Origin of the sequence: Aeromonas ichthyocola, assembly GCF_046087985.1 — a bacterium.
In the GTDB taxonomy this organism is placed as follows: Bacteria; Pseudomonadota; Gammaproteobacteria; order Enterobacterales; family Aeromonadaceae; genus Aeromonas; species Aeromonas rivipollensis.
On the sequence record NZ_JBJSWH010000006.1, the window covers coordinates 1 to 14,024 of the forward strand.

At 53.3% G+C, this 14,024-nt stretch carries 28 protein-coding genes; all 28 read right to left on the reverse strand.

The features are described 5' to 3' along the window. Nucleotides 1–107: 107 nt before the first annotated feature. Nucleotides 108–491 (reverse strand): 50S ribosomal protein L17, encoded by a 384-nt coding sequence (gene rplQ / locus ACF2JD_RS17080; RefSeq protein ID WP_005307999.1) that lies wholly within the window; start codon nucleotides 489–491, stop codon nucleotides 108–110. 43 nt (nucleotides 492–534) lie between these two features. Beyond that, nucleotides 535–1,524, reverse strand: coding sequence for a DNA-directed RNA polymerase subunit alpha (locus ACF2JD_RS17085; RefSeq protein WP_005307997.1), 990 nt, complete (start codon nucleotides 1,522–1,524; stop codon nucleotides 535–537). A gap of 25 nt (nucleotides 1,525–1,549) precedes the next feature. Further along, nucleotides 1,550–2,170, reverse strand: a complete 621-nt coding sequence (rpsD, locus tag ACF2JD_RS17090) for a 30S ribosomal protein S4 (RefSeq protein WP_010672568.1) — start codon at nucleotides 2,168–2,170, stop codon at nucleotides 1,550–1,552. 39 nt (nucleotides 2,171–2,209) lie between these two features. Beyond that, on the reverse strand, nucleotides 2,210–2,599 hold the full coding sequence (gene rpsK / locus ACF2JD_RS17095) for a 30S ribosomal protein S11 (RefSeq protein WP_005319702.1): 390 nt from the start codon (nucleotides 2,597–2,599) through the stop codon (nucleotides 2,210–2,212). A 14-nt stretch (nucleotides 2,600–2,613) separates the two neighbouring features. Next, the gene (gene rpsM, locus ACF2JD_RS17100) at nucleotides 2,614–2,970 is read right to left on the reverse strand and encodes a 30S ribosomal protein S13 (protein WP_005307991.1); all 357 of its coding nucleotides are present in this window, start codon (nucleotides 2,968–2,970) and stop codon (nucleotides 2,614–2,616) included. Nucleotides 2,971–3,109: 139 nt separating this feature from the next. Beyond that, complete coding sequence (gene rpmJ, locus ACF2JD_RS17105; RefSeq protein ID WP_005319705.1) at nucleotides 3,110–3,223, reverse strand: 50S ribosomal protein L36; 114 nt, start codon at nucleotides 3,221–3,223, stop codon at nucleotides 3,110–3,112. Between the two features lie 27 nt (nucleotides 3,224–3,250). After that, the gene (gene secY / locus ACF2JD_RS17110) at nucleotides 3,251–4,579 is read right to left on the reverse strand and encodes a preprotein translocase subunit SecY (protein ID WP_005307989.1); all 1,329 of its coding nucleotides are present in this window, start codon (nucleotides 4,577–4,579) and stop codon (nucleotides 3,251–3,253) included. Nucleotides 4,580–4,587: 8 nt separating this feature from the next. Further along, nucleotides 4,588–5,025 carry a 50S ribosomal protein L15 gene (gene rplO, locus ACF2JD_RS17115; protein WP_025325390.1) on the reverse strand — a complete coding sequence of 146 codons (438 nt, stop codon included), beginning with the start codon at nucleotides 5,023–5,025 and terminating at the stop codon, nucleotides 4,588–4,590. Between the two features lie 2 nt (nucleotides 5,026–5,027). Further along, nucleotides 5,028–5,207 (reverse strand): 50S ribosomal protein L30, encoded by a 180-nt coding sequence (gene rpmD, locus ACF2JD_RS17120; RefSeq protein ID WP_005307985.1) that lies wholly within the window; start codon nucleotides 5,205–5,207, stop codon nucleotides 5,028–5,030. A 6-nt stretch (nucleotides 5,208–5,213) separates the two neighbouring features. Further along, nucleotides 5,214–5,714: a 30S ribosomal protein S5 gene (gene rpsE, locus ACF2JD_RS17125; RefSeq protein WP_005340605.1), complete on the reverse strand. Its 501-nt coding sequence runs from the start codon at nucleotides 5,712–5,714 to the stop codon at nucleotides 5,214–5,216. A 14-nt stretch (nucleotides 5,715–5,728) separates the two neighbouring features. Next, nucleotides 5,729–6,082, reverse strand: coding sequence for a 50S ribosomal protein L18 (rplR, locus tag ACF2JD_RS17130; RefSeq protein ID WP_033130012.1), 354 nt, complete (start codon nucleotides 6,080–6,082; stop codon nucleotides 5,729–5,731). Between the two features lie 9 nt (nucleotides 6,083–6,091). Beyond that, complete coding sequence (gene rplF, locus ACF2JD_RS17135) at nucleotides 6,092–6,625, reverse strand: 50S ribosomal protein L6 (RefSeq protein WP_025325388.1); 534 nt, start codon at nucleotides 6,623–6,625, stop codon at nucleotides 6,092–6,094. 13 nt (nucleotides 6,626–6,638) lie between these two features. Then, nucleotides 6,639–7,031: a 30S ribosomal protein S8 gene (rpsH, locus tag ACF2JD_RS17140; protein WP_005307980.1), complete on the reverse strand. Its 393-nt coding sequence runs from the start codon at nucleotides 7,029–7,031 to the stop codon at nucleotides 6,639–6,641. A gap of 19 nt (nucleotides 7,032–7,050) precedes the next feature. After that, nucleotides 7,051–7,356 carry a 30S ribosomal protein S14 gene (rpsN, locus tag ACF2JD_RS17145; RefSeq protein ID WP_005331161.1) on the reverse strand — a complete coding sequence of 102 codons (306 nt, stop codon included), beginning with the start codon at nucleotides 7,354–7,356 and terminating at the stop codon, nucleotides 7,051–7,053. Between the two features lie 10 nt (nucleotides 7,357–7,366). Beyond that, nucleotides 7,367–7,906 (reverse strand): 50S ribosomal protein L5, encoded by a 540-nt coding sequence (gene rplE / locus ACF2JD_RS17150; RefSeq protein ID WP_005331162.1) that lies wholly within the window; start codon nucleotides 7,904–7,906, stop codon nucleotides 7,367–7,369. A 13-nt stretch (nucleotides 7,907–7,919) separates the two neighbouring features. Further along, nucleotides 7,920–8,237, reverse strand: a complete 318-nt coding sequence (gene rplX / locus ACF2JD_RS17155) for a 50S ribosomal protein L24 (protein WP_025325387.1) — start codon at nucleotides 8,235–8,237, stop codon at nucleotides 7,920–7,922. Nucleotides 8,238–8,248: 11 nt separating this feature from the next. Then, nucleotides 8,249–8,617, reverse strand: a complete 369-nt coding sequence (rplN, locus tag ACF2JD_RS17160; RefSeq protein WP_005307975.1) for a 50S ribosomal protein L14 — start codon at nucleotides 8,615–8,617, stop codon at nucleotides 8,249–8,251. A gap of 148 nt (nucleotides 8,618–8,765) precedes the next feature. Next, nucleotides 8,766–9,014, reverse strand: coding sequence for a 30S ribosomal protein S17 (rpsQ, locus tag ACF2JD_RS17165; RefSeq protein ID WP_005307966.1), 249 nt, complete (start codon nucleotides 9,012–9,014; stop codon nucleotides 8,766–8,768). Next, nucleotides 9,014–9,205, reverse strand: a complete 192-nt coding sequence (rpmC, locus tag ACF2JD_RS17170) for a 50S ribosomal protein L29 (RefSeq protein WP_005319733.1) — start codon at nucleotides 9,203–9,205, stop codon at nucleotides 9,014–9,016. Before rpmC ends, rpsQ begins: the two co-directional genes overlap by 1 nt. Then, a complete protein-coding gene (gene rplP, locus ACF2JD_RS17175) occupies nucleotides 9,205–9,618 on the reverse strand; it encodes a 50S ribosomal protein L16 (RefSeq protein WP_005307963.1) in 414 nt (137 codons plus the stop codon). Before rplP ends, rpmC begins: the two co-directional genes overlap by 1 nt. Before the next feature lie 13 nt (nucleotides 9,619–9,631). Further along, nucleotides 9,632–10,345, reverse strand: a complete 714-nt coding sequence (rpsC, locus tag ACF2JD_RS17180) for a 30S ribosomal protein S3 (RefSeq protein WP_005331168.1) — start codon at nucleotides 10,343–10,345, stop codon at nucleotides 9,632–9,634. 3 nt (nucleotides 10,346–10,348) lie between these two features. After that, nucleotides 10,349–10,693, reverse strand: a complete 345-nt coding sequence (gene rplV, locus ACF2JD_RS17185; protein WP_005319741.1) for a 50S ribosomal protein L22 — start codon at nucleotides 10,691–10,693, stop codon at nucleotides 10,349–10,351. A gap of 10 nt (nucleotides 10,694–10,703) precedes the next feature. Beyond that, a complete protein-coding gene (rpsS, locus tag ACF2JD_RS17190) occupies nucleotides 10,704–10,982 on the reverse strand; it encodes a 30S ribosomal protein S19 (protein WP_005307960.1) in 279 nt (92 codons plus the stop codon). A 22-nt stretch (nucleotides 10,983–11,004) separates the two neighbouring features. After that, nucleotides 11,005–11,826: a 50S ribosomal protein L2 gene (gene rplB, locus ACF2JD_RS17195; RefSeq protein ID WP_005331177.1), complete on the reverse strand. Its 822-nt coding sequence runs from the start codon at nucleotides 11,824–11,826 to the stop codon at nucleotides 11,005–11,007. A 15-nt stretch (nucleotides 11,827–11,841) separates the two neighbouring features. Beyond that, entirely contained in the window at nucleotides 11,842–12,144 is a 303-nt protein-coding gene (gene rplW / locus ACF2JD_RS17200; protein WP_005331199.1) for a 50S ribosomal protein L23, read from the reverse strand. Beyond that, entirely contained in the window at nucleotides 12,141–12,746 is a 606-nt protein-coding gene (gene rplD / locus ACF2JD_RS17205; protein WP_025325386.1) for a 50S ribosomal protein L4, read from the reverse strand. Before rplD ends, rplW begins: the two co-directional genes overlap by 4 nt. A 17-nt stretch (nucleotides 12,747–12,763) precedes the next feature. After that, nucleotides 12,764–13,396: a 50S ribosomal protein L3 gene (gene rplC / locus ACF2JD_RS17210; protein WP_025325385.1), complete on the reverse strand. Its 633-nt coding sequence runs from the start codon at nucleotides 13,394–13,396 to the stop codon at nucleotides 12,764–12,766. A 22-nt stretch (nucleotides 13,397–13,418) separates the two neighbouring features. Next, a complete protein-coding gene (gene rpsJ, locus ACF2JD_RS17215) occupies nucleotides 13,419–13,730 on the reverse strand; it encodes a 30S ribosomal protein S10 (RefSeq protein ID WP_005307944.1) in 312 nt (103 codons plus the stop codon). Nucleotides 13,731–14,024: the final 294 nt, after the last annotated feature.

A 14,024-nucleotide genomic window follows, 5' to 3' on the forward strand; every position in this document is an offset into this window, starting at 1 on the left:
CAGTTGAGGCAGTTGAGGCAGTTGAGGCAGTTGAGGCAGTTGAGGCAGTTGAGGCAGTATCAGAATCCATTAAAAGAAAAGCCGGGACAAGCCCGGCTTTTTCTTTATCACTCAGCAGCTGCTTCAGCAGCGGCCGGGCGGTCTACCAGCTCAATGTAAGCCATAGGAGCGTTGTCGCCTGCACGGAAACCGCATTTCAGAATGCGAGTATAACCGCCGGCGCGCTCCAGGTAGCGCGGGCCCAGTTCATTGAACAGCTTAGCCACGATCGCGTTATCGCGAGTACGGGCAAATGCCAGGCGACGATTAGCAACGCTATCAGTCTTGGCAAGGGTGATCAGCGGTTCAACTACACGACGCAGCTCTTTTGCCTTAGGCAGAGTCGTCTTGATGATCTCATGACGAACCAGGGAGCTGGCCATGTTGCGGAACATAGCCTGACGATGGCTGCTGTTCCGGTTCAGTTGACGACCACTCAAACGATGGCGCATGACCTTATCCTTCTAACTAAATCTGTGAAACCCGTAATCTGGATTACTCGTCAGCGATGCTGGCGGGCGGCCAGTTCTCAAGGCGCATGCCAAGAGACAGACCACGGGAGGCCAACACATCCTTGATCTCAGTCAGGGACTTCTTACCGAGGTTAGGAGTTTTAAGCAACTCAACTTCGGTACGCTGTACCAGATCACCAATATAGTGGATAGCTTCTGCCTTCAGACAGTTCGCTGAACGAACTGTCAGCTCCAAATCATCGACAGGACGCAGCAGAATCGGATCAAACTCGGGTTTCTCTTCTTTCTTCTCGGGCACGCTGACATCGCGCAGATCCACGAAGGCTTCCAGCTGTTCGGCCAAAATAGTGGCAGAACGGCGAATGGCTTCTTCCGGATCCAGAGTACCATTGGTCTCCATGTCGATAACCAGCTTGTCCAAGTCGGTGCGCTGTTCCACACGTGCCGCCTCAACATTGTAGGCGATGCGAACGATGGGGCTGAACGCGGAGTCCAGCAGCAGGCGACCAATAGGACGCTCTTCATCATCGTTGTGAACACGAGCAGAAGCAGGCACATAACCACGACCGCGCTGAACTTTCAGACGCATGCTGATTTCAGCATTGGCCCCTGTCAGGTGGCAGATTACGTGCTCCGGGTTTACGATCTCGACTTCATCACCGTGAGTGATATCACCAGCGGTAACGGGGCCTGTTCCAGACTTGGTCAGGGACAGAGTTACCTCGTCCTTGCCTTCCAGCTTCACAGCGATACCTTTCAGGTTGAGCAGGATTTCAAGAATGTCTTCCTGTACACCTTCTTTGCTGCTGTACTCGTGCAGTACTCCGTCGATCTCGACTTCAGTAACTGCACAACCGGGCATAGATGACAGCAAAATACGACGCAGGGCATTACCCAGCGTGTGGCCAAAGCCACGCTCAAGCGGCTCGAGAGTCACTTTCGCGTGAGTCGGGCTAACTTGCTCGATGTCAACTAGCCGCGGTTTAAGAAAATCTGTTACAGAACCCAGCATTGTGTCCTCTCTTTAGAAGCTAGCTTTACTTGGAGTAAAGCTCGACGATCAGCTGTTCGTTAATGTCGGCAGACAGGTCGGAACGCTCTGGCAGGCGCTTGAAGGCACCTTCCATCTTAGCAGCGTCAACCTCTACCCAAGTCGGCTTCTCGCGCTGACCAGCAACTTCCAGGGAAGCTTTGATACGCGCTTGCTTCTTAGCCTTCTCGCGAACGCAGATCACGTCCTCAGGGGATACCTGGAAAGAAGGAACATTCACAACGCGGCCGTTTACCATGATGGCTTTGTGGCTCACCAGCTGACGAGACTCAGCACGAGTGGCGCCGAAGCCCATGCGGTAGACGACGTTGTCCAGACGACCTTCCAGCAGCTGCAACAGGTTTTCACCGGTGTTACCCTTTTGACGGGCAGCATCGCGGTAGTAGTTGCGGAACTGTTTTTCCAATACGCCGTAGATACGACGTACTTTTTGTTTCTCGCGCAGTTGCACGCCATAGTCAGACAGACGCGCTTTACGCGCACCGTGTTGACCAGGAACGGTGTCAATCTTGCACTTAGAATCAATCGCACGAACACCAGACTTCAGGAAGAGGTCGGTGCCCTCACGACGGCTAAGCTTAAGCTTAGGACCGATATATCTTGCCATCTTCTTTCTCCAACAATCCTAGACCAAGTAGCTACAGCGTTATACGCGGCGCTTCTTGGGAGGACGACAACCGTTGTGCGGGATCGGAGTCACATCAGTAATATTAGTGATGCGGAAACCAGCCGCGTTCAGAGCGCGGATGGAAGACTCACGACCGGGACCCGGACCTTTGACCATGACTTCCAGGTTCTTCACGCCGTATTCTTTGGCGATCTCACCAGCACGCTCAGCAGCTACCTGGGCAGCAAACGGAGTGGACTTACGGGAACCACGGAAACCTGAACCACCGGAGGTAGCCCATGACAGAGCATTGCCCTGACGGTCAGTAATGGTCACGATTGTGTTGTTGAAAGATGCATGAACGTGCGCAATACCGTCGCTCACTTGCTTTTTAACGCGCTTGCGAGCACGAGTCGGAGTTTTAGCCATTTTCTACCTTCCCGTTACTTCTTGATAGCCTTGCGCGGACCCTTACGGGTACGAGCGTTGGTCTTGGTACGTTGACCACGAACAGGCAGGCTACGACGGTGACGCAAACCACGGTAGCAACCCAGATCCATCAAGCGTTTGATGTTCATGGAAATCTGACGACGCAAGTCACCTTCAACGGTGAATTTACCTACTTGCTCGCGCAGACTTTCGATCTGAGCTTCGTCCAAGTCTTTAATTTTCACATTCTCAGCAATACCGGCTGCGGCACAGATGGCCTTGGAGCGGGTACGACCGACGCCATAAATCGCAGTCAACGCAATGACTGCATGCTTATGGTCAGGAATGTTAATGCCAGCGATACGGGCCACTGTTCACTCCTACTTAGCGTAGATAACGACCACCACAAAGCCCGTGAGCGGATACGTGGCGGTCAACCAATACACAACAAAAGTTGGCTGGCTATATTAGCCAGCACAACTATTTGTTGCAAGTACTAACCGTAAAAATTTAGCCTTGGCGCTGTTTATGCTTTGGCTCGCTGCAAATCACACGCACCACACCGTGACGCTTGATGATTTTGCAGTTACGGCAGATTGCCTTAACGGAAGCACGAACTTTCATTGCTTAACTCCGTAACTACGCCGACCTTTAGCGGCCGTAGCCCTTCAGGTTGGCCTTCCTCAGGACGTCACCATATTGATGAGACATCATATGGGTTTGTACCTGAGCCATGAAGTCCATGATAACTACCACGATAATCAGCAGCGAAGTGCCACCGAAGTAGAACTGTACGTTCCAGGCAGTCATCAAGAACTGGGGTACCAGACAGATAAAGGTTATATAGAGCGCACCTGCCAATGTCAGGCGAGTCATAACCTTATCGATGTAACGTGCTGTCTGCTCGCCCGGGCGGATCCCCGGGATAAAGGCTCCACTCTTCTTCAGATTATCTGCTGTCTCGCGGGGGTTGAACACCAGCGCGGTATAGAAGAAGCAGAAGAAGATAATGGCTGCTGCATAGAGCATCTCATACAAGGGTTGACCCGGCTGCAGGACCATAGAGACCTGTTGCAGGATATCAGCCACCTTGCCCTCGCCCTGACCAAACCAAGAGGTAATGGTCCCTGGGAAGAGGATGATGCTGGATGCGAAAATCGCAGGAATCACACCGGCCATATTCACTTTCAACGGCAGGTGTGTGCTTTGCGCGGCGAATACCTGGCGGCCTTGTTGACGCTTGGCATAGTTGACGACGATACGACGCTGACCACGCTCCACGAACACCACAAAGTAAGTCACTGCGAAAACAATCAAGCCCAGCAACAACAACAGCAGGATGTGCAATTCCCCTTGACGTGCCTGTTCGGCCGTAGCGCCAATGGCATGAGGCAGACCAGCAACGATACCCGTGAAAATAATCAACGAGATACCATTACCAATCCCACGCTCGGTAATCTGTTCACCCAACCACATCAAGAACATGGTACCGGTGACCAGACTCACAACGGCCGTGAAATAGAAGCCCAAACCCGGATGAGTCACGAGTCCCTGCATCATATTCGGCAGACCGGTTGCAATACCAATGGCCTGGAACGTTCCCAAAACCAGCGTGCCCCAACGGGTATATTGGCTAATCTTGCGACGGCCGGATTCACCCTCTTTCTTGAGTTCAGCAAGAGCAGGATGAACCACAGTCAGCAGCTGGATAATGATCGACGCCGAAATGTACGGCATGATCCCCAGCGCAAGAATAGAAGCACGCGAGAGTGCACCACCACTGAACATGTTGAACATCTCAATGATGGTGCCCTTCTGTTGTTGGAACAACTCGGCCAGTACGGCGGCGTCAATACCAGGAATCGGCACATAAGAGCCTGCGCGGAACACGATAATTGCCCCGAGAACGAAGAGCAGACGGCTCTTCAGTTCACTCAGACCACCTTGTGCTTTAACATCCAATCCTGGTTTCTTAGCCATTGTACTGATTATTCCTCGATTTTACCGCCAGCGGCCTCGATGGCTGCACGTGCACCTTTGGTGACGGACAGACCACGAACGGTCACAGCACGGTCAATGTTGCCAGACAGAACAACTTTAGCGAAAACGATGTTCTTGGTAACAACACCGGCTTGCTTCAGAGTGCTCAAATCGACCACATCACCTTCTACCAGGGCGATTTCGTTCAGGCGCACTTCGGCAGAAACCAAAGATTTGCGAGAGAAGAAACCGAACTTCGGCAGACGGATTTTCAAAGGCATCTGGCCACCCTCGAAACCGTTGCGGACTTTACCGCCACCGGAACGAGAAGTTTGACCTTTCACACCACGACCACCGGTCTTGCCCAGACCAGAACCGATACCACGGCCCGGACGGTGCTTAACACGCTTGGAACCAGCGGCCGGAGACAGAGTATTCAGACGCATGCTTAGCCCTCCACCTTAACCATGTAATAAACCTGGTTGATCATGCCGCGTACGCAGGGAGTATCTTCCAGCTCAACGGTGTGACCAATGCGACGCAGACCCAGACCACGCAGAGTCGCCTTGTGCTTTGGCAGACGGCCGATAGAGCTGCGAGTTTGAGTTACTTTTACAGTGTTAGCCATGTCGCATTACCCCAGAATTTCTTCAACGCGCAGACCACGCTTGGCAGCGATCTGTTCCGGTGATTGACCGTGAACCAGAGCGTCTACAGTTGCGCGAACAACGTTGATTGGGTTGGTGGAACCGTAGGTCTTGGCCAGCACGTTGTGGATACCAGCAACTTCCAGTACGGCACGCATGGCGCCGCCTGCAATGATACCAGTACCTTGTGAGGCCGGCTTCATGAACACGGTGGAACCGGAGTGAACACCGCGCACCGGGTGGTGCAGAGTGCCATTGTTCAGTTCAACCTTGTTCAGGTTACGCTTAGCCTGTTCCATTGCCTTTTGAATGGCAGCCGGAACTTCACGGGCCTTACCGTAACCGTAACCTACACGGCCGTTACCATCACCCACCACGGTCAACGCGGTGAAGGACATGATACGACCACCTTTAACAGTTTTCGAAACACGGTTTACTGCAATCAGCTTTTCTTGCAGTTCGCCGGCTTGAGATTCGACTTTAGCCATCTTCGACTCCTAGCTTAGAACTGAAGACCAGCGTCACGAGCAGCGGTAGCCAGAGCGGCTACACGACCGTGATACTTGAAACCGGAACGATCGAAAGATACGTTCTGAACGCCTTTGGCAATAGCACGCTCAGCGATTGCTTTACCTACAGCGGTAGCAGCATCTGCGTTACCGGTAGATTTGAGCGCTTCACTGATGGCTTTCTCTACTGTAGAAGCAGAGGCCAGAACTTCGGAACCGTTGGCTGCGATAACCTGCGCATAGATATGACGCGGGGTACGGTGAACAACCAGACGGGTAGCTCCCAGTTCCTGCATCTTTTTCCGAGCACGAGTAGCACGACGGAGACGAGCTGCTTTCTTGTCCATAGTGTTACCTTACTTCTTCTTAGCTTCTTTAGTACGCACTTGCTCGTTGGCATAGCGTACACCCTTGCCCTTGTAGGGCTCCGGAGCGCGGTAAGCACGGATATCGGCGGCGACTTGGCCAACCAGCTGCTTGTCCACACCACGCAGAATGATCTCTGTGGCGGACGGACATTCAGCGGTGACACCAGCCGGCAGCGCATGCTCAACCGGGTGAGAGAAGCCCAGAGCCAGCGCGACAGCATTGCCCTTGATGGAGGCTTTGTAGCCAACACCAACCAGCTGCAGCTTGCGCTCGAAGCCTTGGGTAACACCGATTACCATGTTGTTAGCCAATGCACGGGCAGTACCGGCCTGAGCGTCAGCACCAGCGATGCCGTCGCGCGGGGCGAACTTCAGTACATTGTCTTCTTTGGTCACTTCTACACCGGCGTGGATGGAACGAACCAGAGAACCTTTACCACCTTTGATGGACAGTTCCTGACCGTTCAGAGTCACCTCTACGCCAGCAGGAATAGTGACGGGTGCCTTAGCAACGCGAGACATTTCCGACCTCCTATTAAGCGACGTAGCAGATGATCTCACCACCCATGCTTGCCTTGCGGGCAGCACGGTCGGTCATCACACCTTTAGACGTGGACACGATAGCAACACCGAGACCGCCCATGACTTTCGGCAGATCAGTAGTGCGCTTGTAAATACGCAGGCCGGGACGGCTCACGCGTTGGATCAGTTCTACAACCGGCTTGCCCTGGAAATATTTCAGTTCAATTTCCAGTTCCGGCTTCACATCACCTGCTACGGAGTAGCCAGCGATGTAACCTTCTTCCTTCAGCACTTTGGCAATAGCCACTTTCAGCTTGGAAGAAGGCATGGAAACCGCAACTTTGCTCGCCGCCTGACCGTTACGGATGCGGGTCAGCATATCCGCGATCGGATCTTGCATGCTCATAGTCTAACTCCCGAGATTCTTACCAAGAGGCCTTTTTGAGGCCCGGAATTTCGCCCTTCATGGCATGCTCACGCACCTTGATGCGAGAGAGGCCAAACTTCCGCAGGAAACCGTGCGGACGACCAGTGATGTTGCAACGGTTACGCTGGCGGGACGGACTGGAATCACGGGGCAGCTGTTGCAGTTGCAAGACAGCATCCCAACGCGCTTCTTCAGAAGCGTTCATATCAACGATGATAGCTTTCAGCTCGGTACGCTTGGTCGCGAACTTGGCTGCCAGCTTCGCACGCTTTGCTTCACGTGCTTTCATGGATGTTTTAGCCATAACCCTAACCTTACTTGCGGAATGGGAAGTTAAAGGCAGCCAGCAGAGCACGGCCTTCTTCGTCGGTATTCGCGGAAGTGGTGATGGTGATATCCAGACCACGGACGCGATCGACCTTGTCATAGTCGATTTCCGGGAAGATGATTTGCTCACGCACGCCCATGGAGTAGTTACCACGGCCATCAAACGCCTTAGCGTTCAGACCACGGAAGTCACGGATACGCGGTACGGAGATGCAAATCAGCCGTTCCAGGAACTCCCACATACGCTCGCCACGCAGGGTTACTTTACAACCTATCGGGTAGCCTTCACGAATCTTGAAGCCCGCAACAGATTTGCGTGCTTTGGTGATCAGCGGTTTCTGACCGGAAATGGCAGCCATATCGGCAGCAGCATTTTCCAGCAACTTCTTGTCAGAGATCGCTTCACCAACACCCATGTTCAGGGTGATTTTCTCGATCCGAGGGACTTGCATGATAGTCTTGTAACCGAACTGCTTGGACAGTTCATTTACTACATCGGATTTGTAGTAATCATGCAGTTTCGCCATCGTTAAACTCCAATTACTTCACAAGTTCGCCGGTGGATTTGAAGAAACGGACTTTCTTGCCGTCTTCAATCCGGAAACCAACGCGGTCAGCCTTGCCAGTGGCAGAGTTGAACAGCGCGATGTTAGATACATCGATGGGGGCTTCTTTGGTGACGATACCGCCAGCCTGACCCAATGCGGGTACCGGCTTCTGGTGTTTCTTCACCTGGTTGATGCCTTCCACGATTACCTTACCTTTTGCAATCAGGACTTGAGTGACTTTGCCACGCTTGCCCTTGTCTTTGCCGGTAAGAACAATTACTTCGTCTTCGCGACGGATTTTCGCTGCCATCGTTCGACTCCTTACAGTACTTCGGGTGCCAGGGACACAATCTTCATGAACTTCTCATTACGGAGTTCACGGGTCACCGGGCCAAAAATACGAGTACCGATTGGCTGTTGGTTGTTGTTAAGCAACACAGCCGCATTGTTGTCGAAACGGATGACAGAGCCGTCCGGACGACGAACGCCTTTACGGGTGCGTACGACCACCGCGTTATACACATCACCTTTCTTCACTTTACCGCGAGGAATAGCTTCCTTGATGGAAACCTTGATGATGTCGCCGATGCCGGCATAACGGCGGTGCGAACCACCCAGAACCTTAATACACATTACACTGCGAGCGCCGGAGTTGTCGGCAACACCCAGCATACTTTGCATCTGGATCATCTTAGTGCTCCGCTTTGTTTACTTCTTATCCCTAATGGGATCTGGCTGCCTTCAAAAGGCGCGAAACTATAACACAGGTATTTTTGAAAAGGTAGCCTAAAAAACAAACGGCCCCGATGGGGGGCCGTTTGGGCTAAAAAGTACCGAATTAGGCCTTTTCTACGACAGCAACCAGGGTCCAGGACTTGGTCTTGGACAGCGGGCGGCATTCGCGGATTTCCACGAGATCGCCAGCTTTACACTCGTTGTTCTCGTCATGTACGTGCAGCTTGGTAGTGCGCTTGATGATCTTACCGTAGATCGGGTGCTTTACCTTGCGCTCGATAGCGACAGTGATGGACTTGTCCATCTTGTCGCTAATTACACGACCTTGCAGAGTACGGATCTTGTCAGTCATTACGCACCTGCCTTCTCAGTCAGTACAGTCTTGATACGTGCGACGTCACGACGCACTTGTTTCAGAGTGTGAGTCTGAGCCAGCTGGCCGGTGGACGCTTGCATGCGCATGTTGAATTGCTCACGCAGCAGACCCAGCAGCTCCTGGTTCAGTTCATCGACGCTCTTTTGACGCAGATCTTGGGCTTTCATCACATCACCGTCTTAATTACGAAAGTGGTCTGAACGGACAGCTTAGCTGCGGCCAGGGCAAACGCTTCACGCGCCAGAGCCTCAGGTACACCATCCATCTCGTACAGAACCTTGCCAGGCTGGATCGGGCAGACCCAATATTCCACGTTGCCCTTACCTTTACCCATACGAACTTCGAGGGGCTTTTCGGTGATGGGCTTGTCCGGGAACACACGGATCCAGATCTTACCTTGACGCTTTACGTGACGGGTCATGGCACGACGGGCTGCTTCGATTTGACGAGCAGTCAGTTGACCACGAGATGTCGCCTTCAGGCCAAAGGTACCGAAGGATACTTCGTTACCAGAGTTGGCCAGACCGCGGTTACGACCCTTATGGGTCTTGCGGAATTTAGTACGCTTAGGTTGCAACATTTACCGAATCTCCTTACTTAGCAGCGCGGCGCTTGTTGTCACGCTTGGGCTTTGCAGGAGCTTGCTCTTGAGCAGCGGCAGCGTTAACAGCAGCCAGACCGCCCAGAACTTCGCCCTTGAAGATCCAAACTTTGACGCCGATCACACCGTAAGTGGTGTGGGCTTCAGAAGTTGCGTAGTCGATGTCGGCACGCAGGGTGTGCAAAGGCACACGACCTTCACGGTACCATTCGGTACGCGCGATTTCAGCGCCGCCCAGACGACCGGACACTTCTACTTTGATGCCCTTGGCACCCAGGCGCATGGCGTTCTGTACGGCGCGCTTCATAGCGCGACGGAACATTACGCGACGTTCCAGCTGAGAAGTGATGCTGTCGGCAACGAGTTTGCCATCCAGCTCCGGCTTGCGGACTTCGGAAATGTTGATCTGAGCAGGCACGCCAGCAATAGCGGCTACGGCTTTGCGCAGTTTCTCAACGTCTTCGCCTTTCTTGCCGATCACGACACCCGGACGAGCGGTGTGAATGGTCACACGGATGCTCTTGGCCGGACGCTCGATAGTGATCTTGGACAAGGAAGCGTTTTTCAGCTCCTTGGTCAGGAACTGGCGTACTTGGAAATCGCTGTACAGGTTGTCAGCGAAGTCTTTGGTGTTCGCGAACCAGGTAGAATTCCAAGGCTTGGTAATACCCAGGCGAATGCCATTAGGATGTACTTTCTGACCCATTGCTTATCTCCCAGCCTTAGCGTCGGATACCACTACAGTGATGTGAGCGGTACGCTTGAGGATACGATCCGCGCGACCTTTGGCACGCGGGCGGATGCGCTTCATGGAGGGACCTTCGTCTACCATGATGGTGGCAACACGCAGGGCGTCGATGTCGGCGCCTTCGTTGTGCTCAGCGTTTGCAATGGCAGATTCCAGCACTTTCTTCACCAGAACCGCAGCCTTTTTCGGGCTGAAGGTCAGGATGTTCAGAGCCTTGTCTACGGACAGACCACGTACTTGATCGGCTACCAGACGAGCTTTCTGGGCAGAAGTACGGGCATAACGGTGTTTAGCGATAGCTTCCATCATTTATCCCTTAGCGCTTCTTAGCCTTCTTATCAGCAGCATGGCCGCGATAAGTACGAGTCGGTGCGAATTCACCCAGTTTGTGACCGATCATTTCTTCGGTAACGAAAACCGGAACGTGCTGACGACCATTATGGACAGCGATGGTCAAACCGATCATGTTCGGGATGATCATTGAACGACGGGACCAGGTCTTAACCGGCTTTTTATCCCCGCTTTCCACCGCTTTCTCTACCTTCTTCAGCAAGTGCAGGTCAATAAATGGACCCTTCTTGAGAGAACGTGGCATGGTGATTCCTCTATGTTAACAATTACTTGTTACGACGACGTACGATGTACTTGTCGGTACGCTTGTTCTTACGGGTCTTGAAGCCCTTAGCCTTCTGGCCCCATGGGGACACAGGCTGCATGCCCTTGTTACGACCCTCACCACCACCGTGCGGGTGATCAACCGGGTTCATCGCCATACCGCGAACGGTCGGACGAATACCACGCCAGCGGTTTGCACCGGCTTTACCCAGTTGACGCAGCATGTGCTCGGAGTTACCCACTTCACCAATGGTGGCGCGGCACTCGGCCAGAACTTTACGTACTTCGCCGGAACGCAGACGCAGAGTTACATAGTTACCTTCACGAGCCAGAATCTGGATGAAAGTACCAGCGGAACGAGCCAGCTGGGCACCTTTACCAGGTTTCATTTCTACGGCGTGAACGGTAGAACCAACCGGGATGTTACGCATCGGCAGGGAGTTACCTACCTTGATCGCAGCATCAGCACCAGAAGCGATAGCATCACCTGCTTTCAGGCCTTTCGGAGCCAGGATGTAACGACGCTCACCGTCTGCATACAGCACCAGGGCGATGTTTGCGGTACGGTTAGGATCGTATTCCAGACGCTCTACTTTGGCCGGAATGCCGTCTTTGTCGCGTTTGAAGTCGACGATACGGTAGTGTTGCTTGTGACCACCACCGATATGACGGGTGGTGATACGGCCGTTGTTGTTACGACCACCGGACTTGCTTTTGCTGTCCAGCAGAGCGGCGAAGGGCTTGCCCTTGTACAGCTCTTGGTTGACGATCTTGACGACGTGGCGGCGGCCCGGAGAAGTAGGCTTGCACTTAACGATTGCCATTTTTGAGAACTCCTCTTACTCGGCTGCGCCCATGAAGTCGATGTCCTGACCAGCTTTCAGGGTCACATAAGCCTTTTTCCAATCGGAACGACGGCCTACACGCGCACCTGAGCGCTTGGTCTTACCCTTCATGTTCAGGGTACGGACGGTCTCAACTTCGACCTCGAACAGTTTCGCAACTGCAGCTTTGACTTCCGCCTTGGTGGCATCAACAGCAACTTTGAACACGATAGTGTTCTGCTTTTCTGCGACCATGGTGCTCTTTTCAGAGATGTGCGGAGCCTTCAGAACTTTCAACAGACGTTCTTCGCGGATCATGCCAGCATCTCCTCGATTTGCTTAACTGCGTCAGCAGTCATCAGAATCTTGTCGAAAGCGATCAGGCTGACCGGGTCGATACCGGCAACATCACGCACGTCGACCTTGTACAGGTTGCGAGCAGCCAGGAACAGGTTCTCATCGACTTCAGCAGTCACGATCAGAACGTCAGTCAGTTCCATTTCTTTCAGCTTGGCGATCAGTTCTTTGGTCTTCGGCGCTTCGATGCCGAATTTCTCGACAACGATCAGGCGCTCTTGACGTACCAGCTCGGACAGGATGCTACGGATAGCGCCGCGGTACATCTTCTTGTTTACTTTCTGGCTGTGATCTTGCGGCTTAGCAGCAAAGGTCACACCACCGGAACGCCAGATGGGCGAACGGATGGAGCCAGCACGGGCACGACCAGTACCCTTCTGACGCCACGGCTTTTTGCCGCCACCAGACACTTCAGAGCGAGTCAGCTGCGCACGAGTACCCTGACGGGCACCAGCGGCATATGCAACGACGACCTGGTGAACCAGAGCTTCGTTGAATTCGCGCCCGAAGGTAGTCTCGGAAACTTCAAGAGCGCTCTTGGCGTCTTTCATTACCAATTCCATTACTATCTCCTCAGACGTTACGCTTTGACGGCAGGTTTGACGATCACGTTGCCGTTGGTTGCACCCGGTACTGCGCCTTTGATGAGCAGCAGGTTGCGTTCAGCGTCAACACGAACCAGTTCCAGGTTCTGAGTCGTTACACGCTCAGCACCCATGTGACCAGCCATCTTTTTGCCCTTGAATACACGGCCCGGGGTCTGGTTTTGACCGATGGAGCCAGGTACACGGTGGGACAGGGAGTTACCGTGGGTCATATCCTGGGTGCGGAAGTTGTGGCGCTTTACAGTGCCCGCAAAACCTTTACCCTTGGATGTGCCGGTAACGTCAACCATCTTAACGTCAGCGAGAAGATCTACTTTCAGCTCGCTACCAACAGTGAAAGTTTCACCGTTGTTCAGGCGGAACTCCCACAGACCGCGACCGGCTTCTACACCAGCTTTGGCGAAGTGGCCAGCTTCCGGCTTGGTCACACGGCTGGCTTTCTTGGCGCCAGTGGTAACCTGAATAGCGTTGTAGCCGTCGGTTTCTACAGATTTGACCTGAGTTACACGGTTAGCTTCAACTTCGATAACAGTCACCGGGATAGAAACGCCATCTTCAGTGAAGATGCGAGTCATACCCACTTTGCGACCTACAAGACCGATTGTCATTGTTATCAACCTCTTTCCGTAATTAACCCAGGCTGATCTGGACGTCTACACCAGCTGCCAGATCCAGACGCATCAGGGCGTCTACGGTCTTGTCAGTCGGCTCAACGATGTCTACCAGACGCTTGTGAGTGCGGATCTCGTACTGATCACGCGCATCTTTGTTGACGTGCGGGGAGATCAGGACGGTGAAGCGCTCTTTGCGAGTCGGCAGCGGAATAGGACCGCGAACCTGCGCGCCGGTGCGCTTTGCAGTTTCAACGATTTCCGCAGTGGATTGATCGATCAGGCGATGATCAAAAGCCTTCAGGCGGATACGGATTCTTTGGTTCTGCATTGACAGAGCTCCAATAGATAAAAGAACATAAATCAACACCGCCCGACCGAGATTACTCCCGCCAGAGGTGTGATTTTTCACGTTTCCTCCCATATCGGGAGGACTGTATGGCTGGCGACTCGTAAACGGGAAGCTCAGCAGCAGACATATCGTCTGGCATGCCTCATGGGCAAGCGGAGGGGATTATACGGATTTTTTCAATTCGCGCAAGAGAAGGCGGACAGATTGTGCGCAATTTTGTGTGACGGATGGATCTCGCCGGCGATCGCTCTCCTGCCAGCCACAAAGCGGTAA

Bases quoted from the DNA above. Each gene is read 5' to 3' on its own strand.
- rplQ (WP_005307999.1), bottom strand. From the start codon at position 491: ATGCGCCATCGTTTGAGTGGTCGTCAACTGAACCGGAACAGCAGCCAT.
- ACF2JD_RS17085 (WP_005307997.1), bottom strand. From the start codon at position 1,524: ATGCTGGGTTCTGTAACAGATTTTCTTAAACCGCGGCTAGTTGACATC.
- rpsD (WP_010672568.1), bottom strand. From the start codon at position 2,170: ATGGCAAGATATATCGGTCCTAAGCTTAAGCTTAGCCGTCGTGAGGGC.
- rpsK (WP_005319702.1), bottom strand. From the start codon at position 2,599: ATGGCTAAAACTCCGACTCGTGCTCGCAAGCGCGTTAAAAAGCAAGTG.
- rpmJ (WP_005319705.1), bottom strand. From the start codon at position 3,223: ATGAAAGTTCGTGCTTCCGTTAAGGCAATCTGCCGTAACTGCAAAATC.
- secY (WP_005307989.1), bottom strand. From the start codon at position 4,579: ATGGCTAAGAAACCAGGATTGGATGTTAAAGCACAAGGTGGTCTGAGT.
- rplO (WP_025325390.1), bottom strand. From the start codon at position 5,025: ATGCGTCTGAATACTCTGTCTCCGGCCGCTGGTTCCAAGCGTGTTAAG.
- rpmD (WP_005307985.1), bottom strand. From the start codon at position 5,207: ATGGCTAACACTGTAAAAGTAACTCAAACTCGCAGCTCTATCGGCCGT.
- rpsE (WP_005340605.1), bottom strand. From the start codon at position 5,714: ATGGCTAAAGTCGAATCTCAAGCCGGCGAACTGCAAGAAAAGCTGATT.
- rplR (WP_033130012.1), bottom strand. From the start codon at position 6,082: ATGGACAAGAAAGCAGCTCGTCTCCGTCGTGCTACTCGTGCTCGGAAA.
- rplF (WP_025325388.1), bottom strand. From the start codon at position 6,625: ATGTCTCGCGTTGCTAAGGCACCCGTCACTATTCCTGCTGGCGTAGAG.
- rpsH (WP_005307980.1), bottom strand. From the start codon at position 7,031: ATGAGCATGCAAGATCCGATCGCGGATATGCTGACCCGCATCCGTAAC.
- rpsN (WP_005331161.1), bottom strand. From the start codon at position 7,356: ATGGCTAAAACATCCATGAAAGCACGTGAAGCAAAGCGTGCGAAGCTG.
- rplE (WP_005331162.1), bottom strand. From the start codon at position 7,906: ATGGCGAAACTGCATGATTACTACAAATCCGATGTAGTAAATGAACTG.
- rplX (WP_025325387.1), bottom strand. From the start codon at position 8,237: ATGGCAGCGAAAATCCGTCGCGAAGACGAAGTAATTGTTCTTACCGGC.
- rplN (WP_005307975.1), bottom strand. From the start codon at position 8,617: ATGATCCAGATGCAAAGTATGCTGGGTGTTGCCGACAACTCCGGCGCT.
- rpsQ (WP_005307966.1), bottom strand. From the start codon at position 9,014: ATGACTGACAAGATCCGTACTCTGCAAGGTCGTGTAATTAGCGACAAG.
- rpmC (WP_005319733.1), bottom strand. From the start codon at position 9,205: ATGAAAGCCCAAGATCTGCGTCAAAAGAGCGTCGATGAACTGAACCAG.
- rplP (WP_005307963.1), bottom strand. From the start codon at position 9,618: ATGTTGCAACCTAAGCGTACTAAATTCCGCAAGACCCATAAGGGTCGT.
- rpsC (WP_005331168.1), bottom strand. From the start codon at position 10,345: ATGGGTCAGAAAGTACATCCTAATGGCATTCGCCTGGGTATTACCAAG.
- rplV (WP_005319741.1), bottom strand. From the start codon at position 10,693: ATGGAAGCTATCGCTAAACACCGTTATGCCCGTACTTCTGCCCAGAAA.
- rpsS (WP_005307960.1), bottom strand. From the start codon at position 10,982: ATGCCACGTTCTCTCAAGAAGGGTCCATTTATTGACCTGCACTTGCTG.
- rplB (WP_005331177.1), bottom strand. From the start codon at position 11,826: ATGGCAATCGTTAAGTGCAAGCCTACTTCTCCGGGCCGCCGCCACGTC.
- rplW (WP_005331199.1), bottom strand. From the start codon at position 12,144: ATGATCCGCGAAGAACGTCTGTTGAAAGTTCTGAAGGCTCCGCACATC.
- rplD (WP_025325386.1), bottom strand. From the start codon at position 12,746: ATGGAATTGGTAATGAAAGACGCCAAGAGCGCTCTTGAAGTTTCCGAG.
- rplC (WP_025325385.1), bottom strand. From the start codon at position 13,396: ATGACAATCGGTCTTGTAGGTCGCAAAGTGGGTATGACTCGCATCTTC.
- rpsJ (WP_005307944.1), bottom strand. From the start codon at position 13,730: ATGCAGAACCAAAGAATCCGTATCCGCCTGAAGGCTTTTGATCATCGC.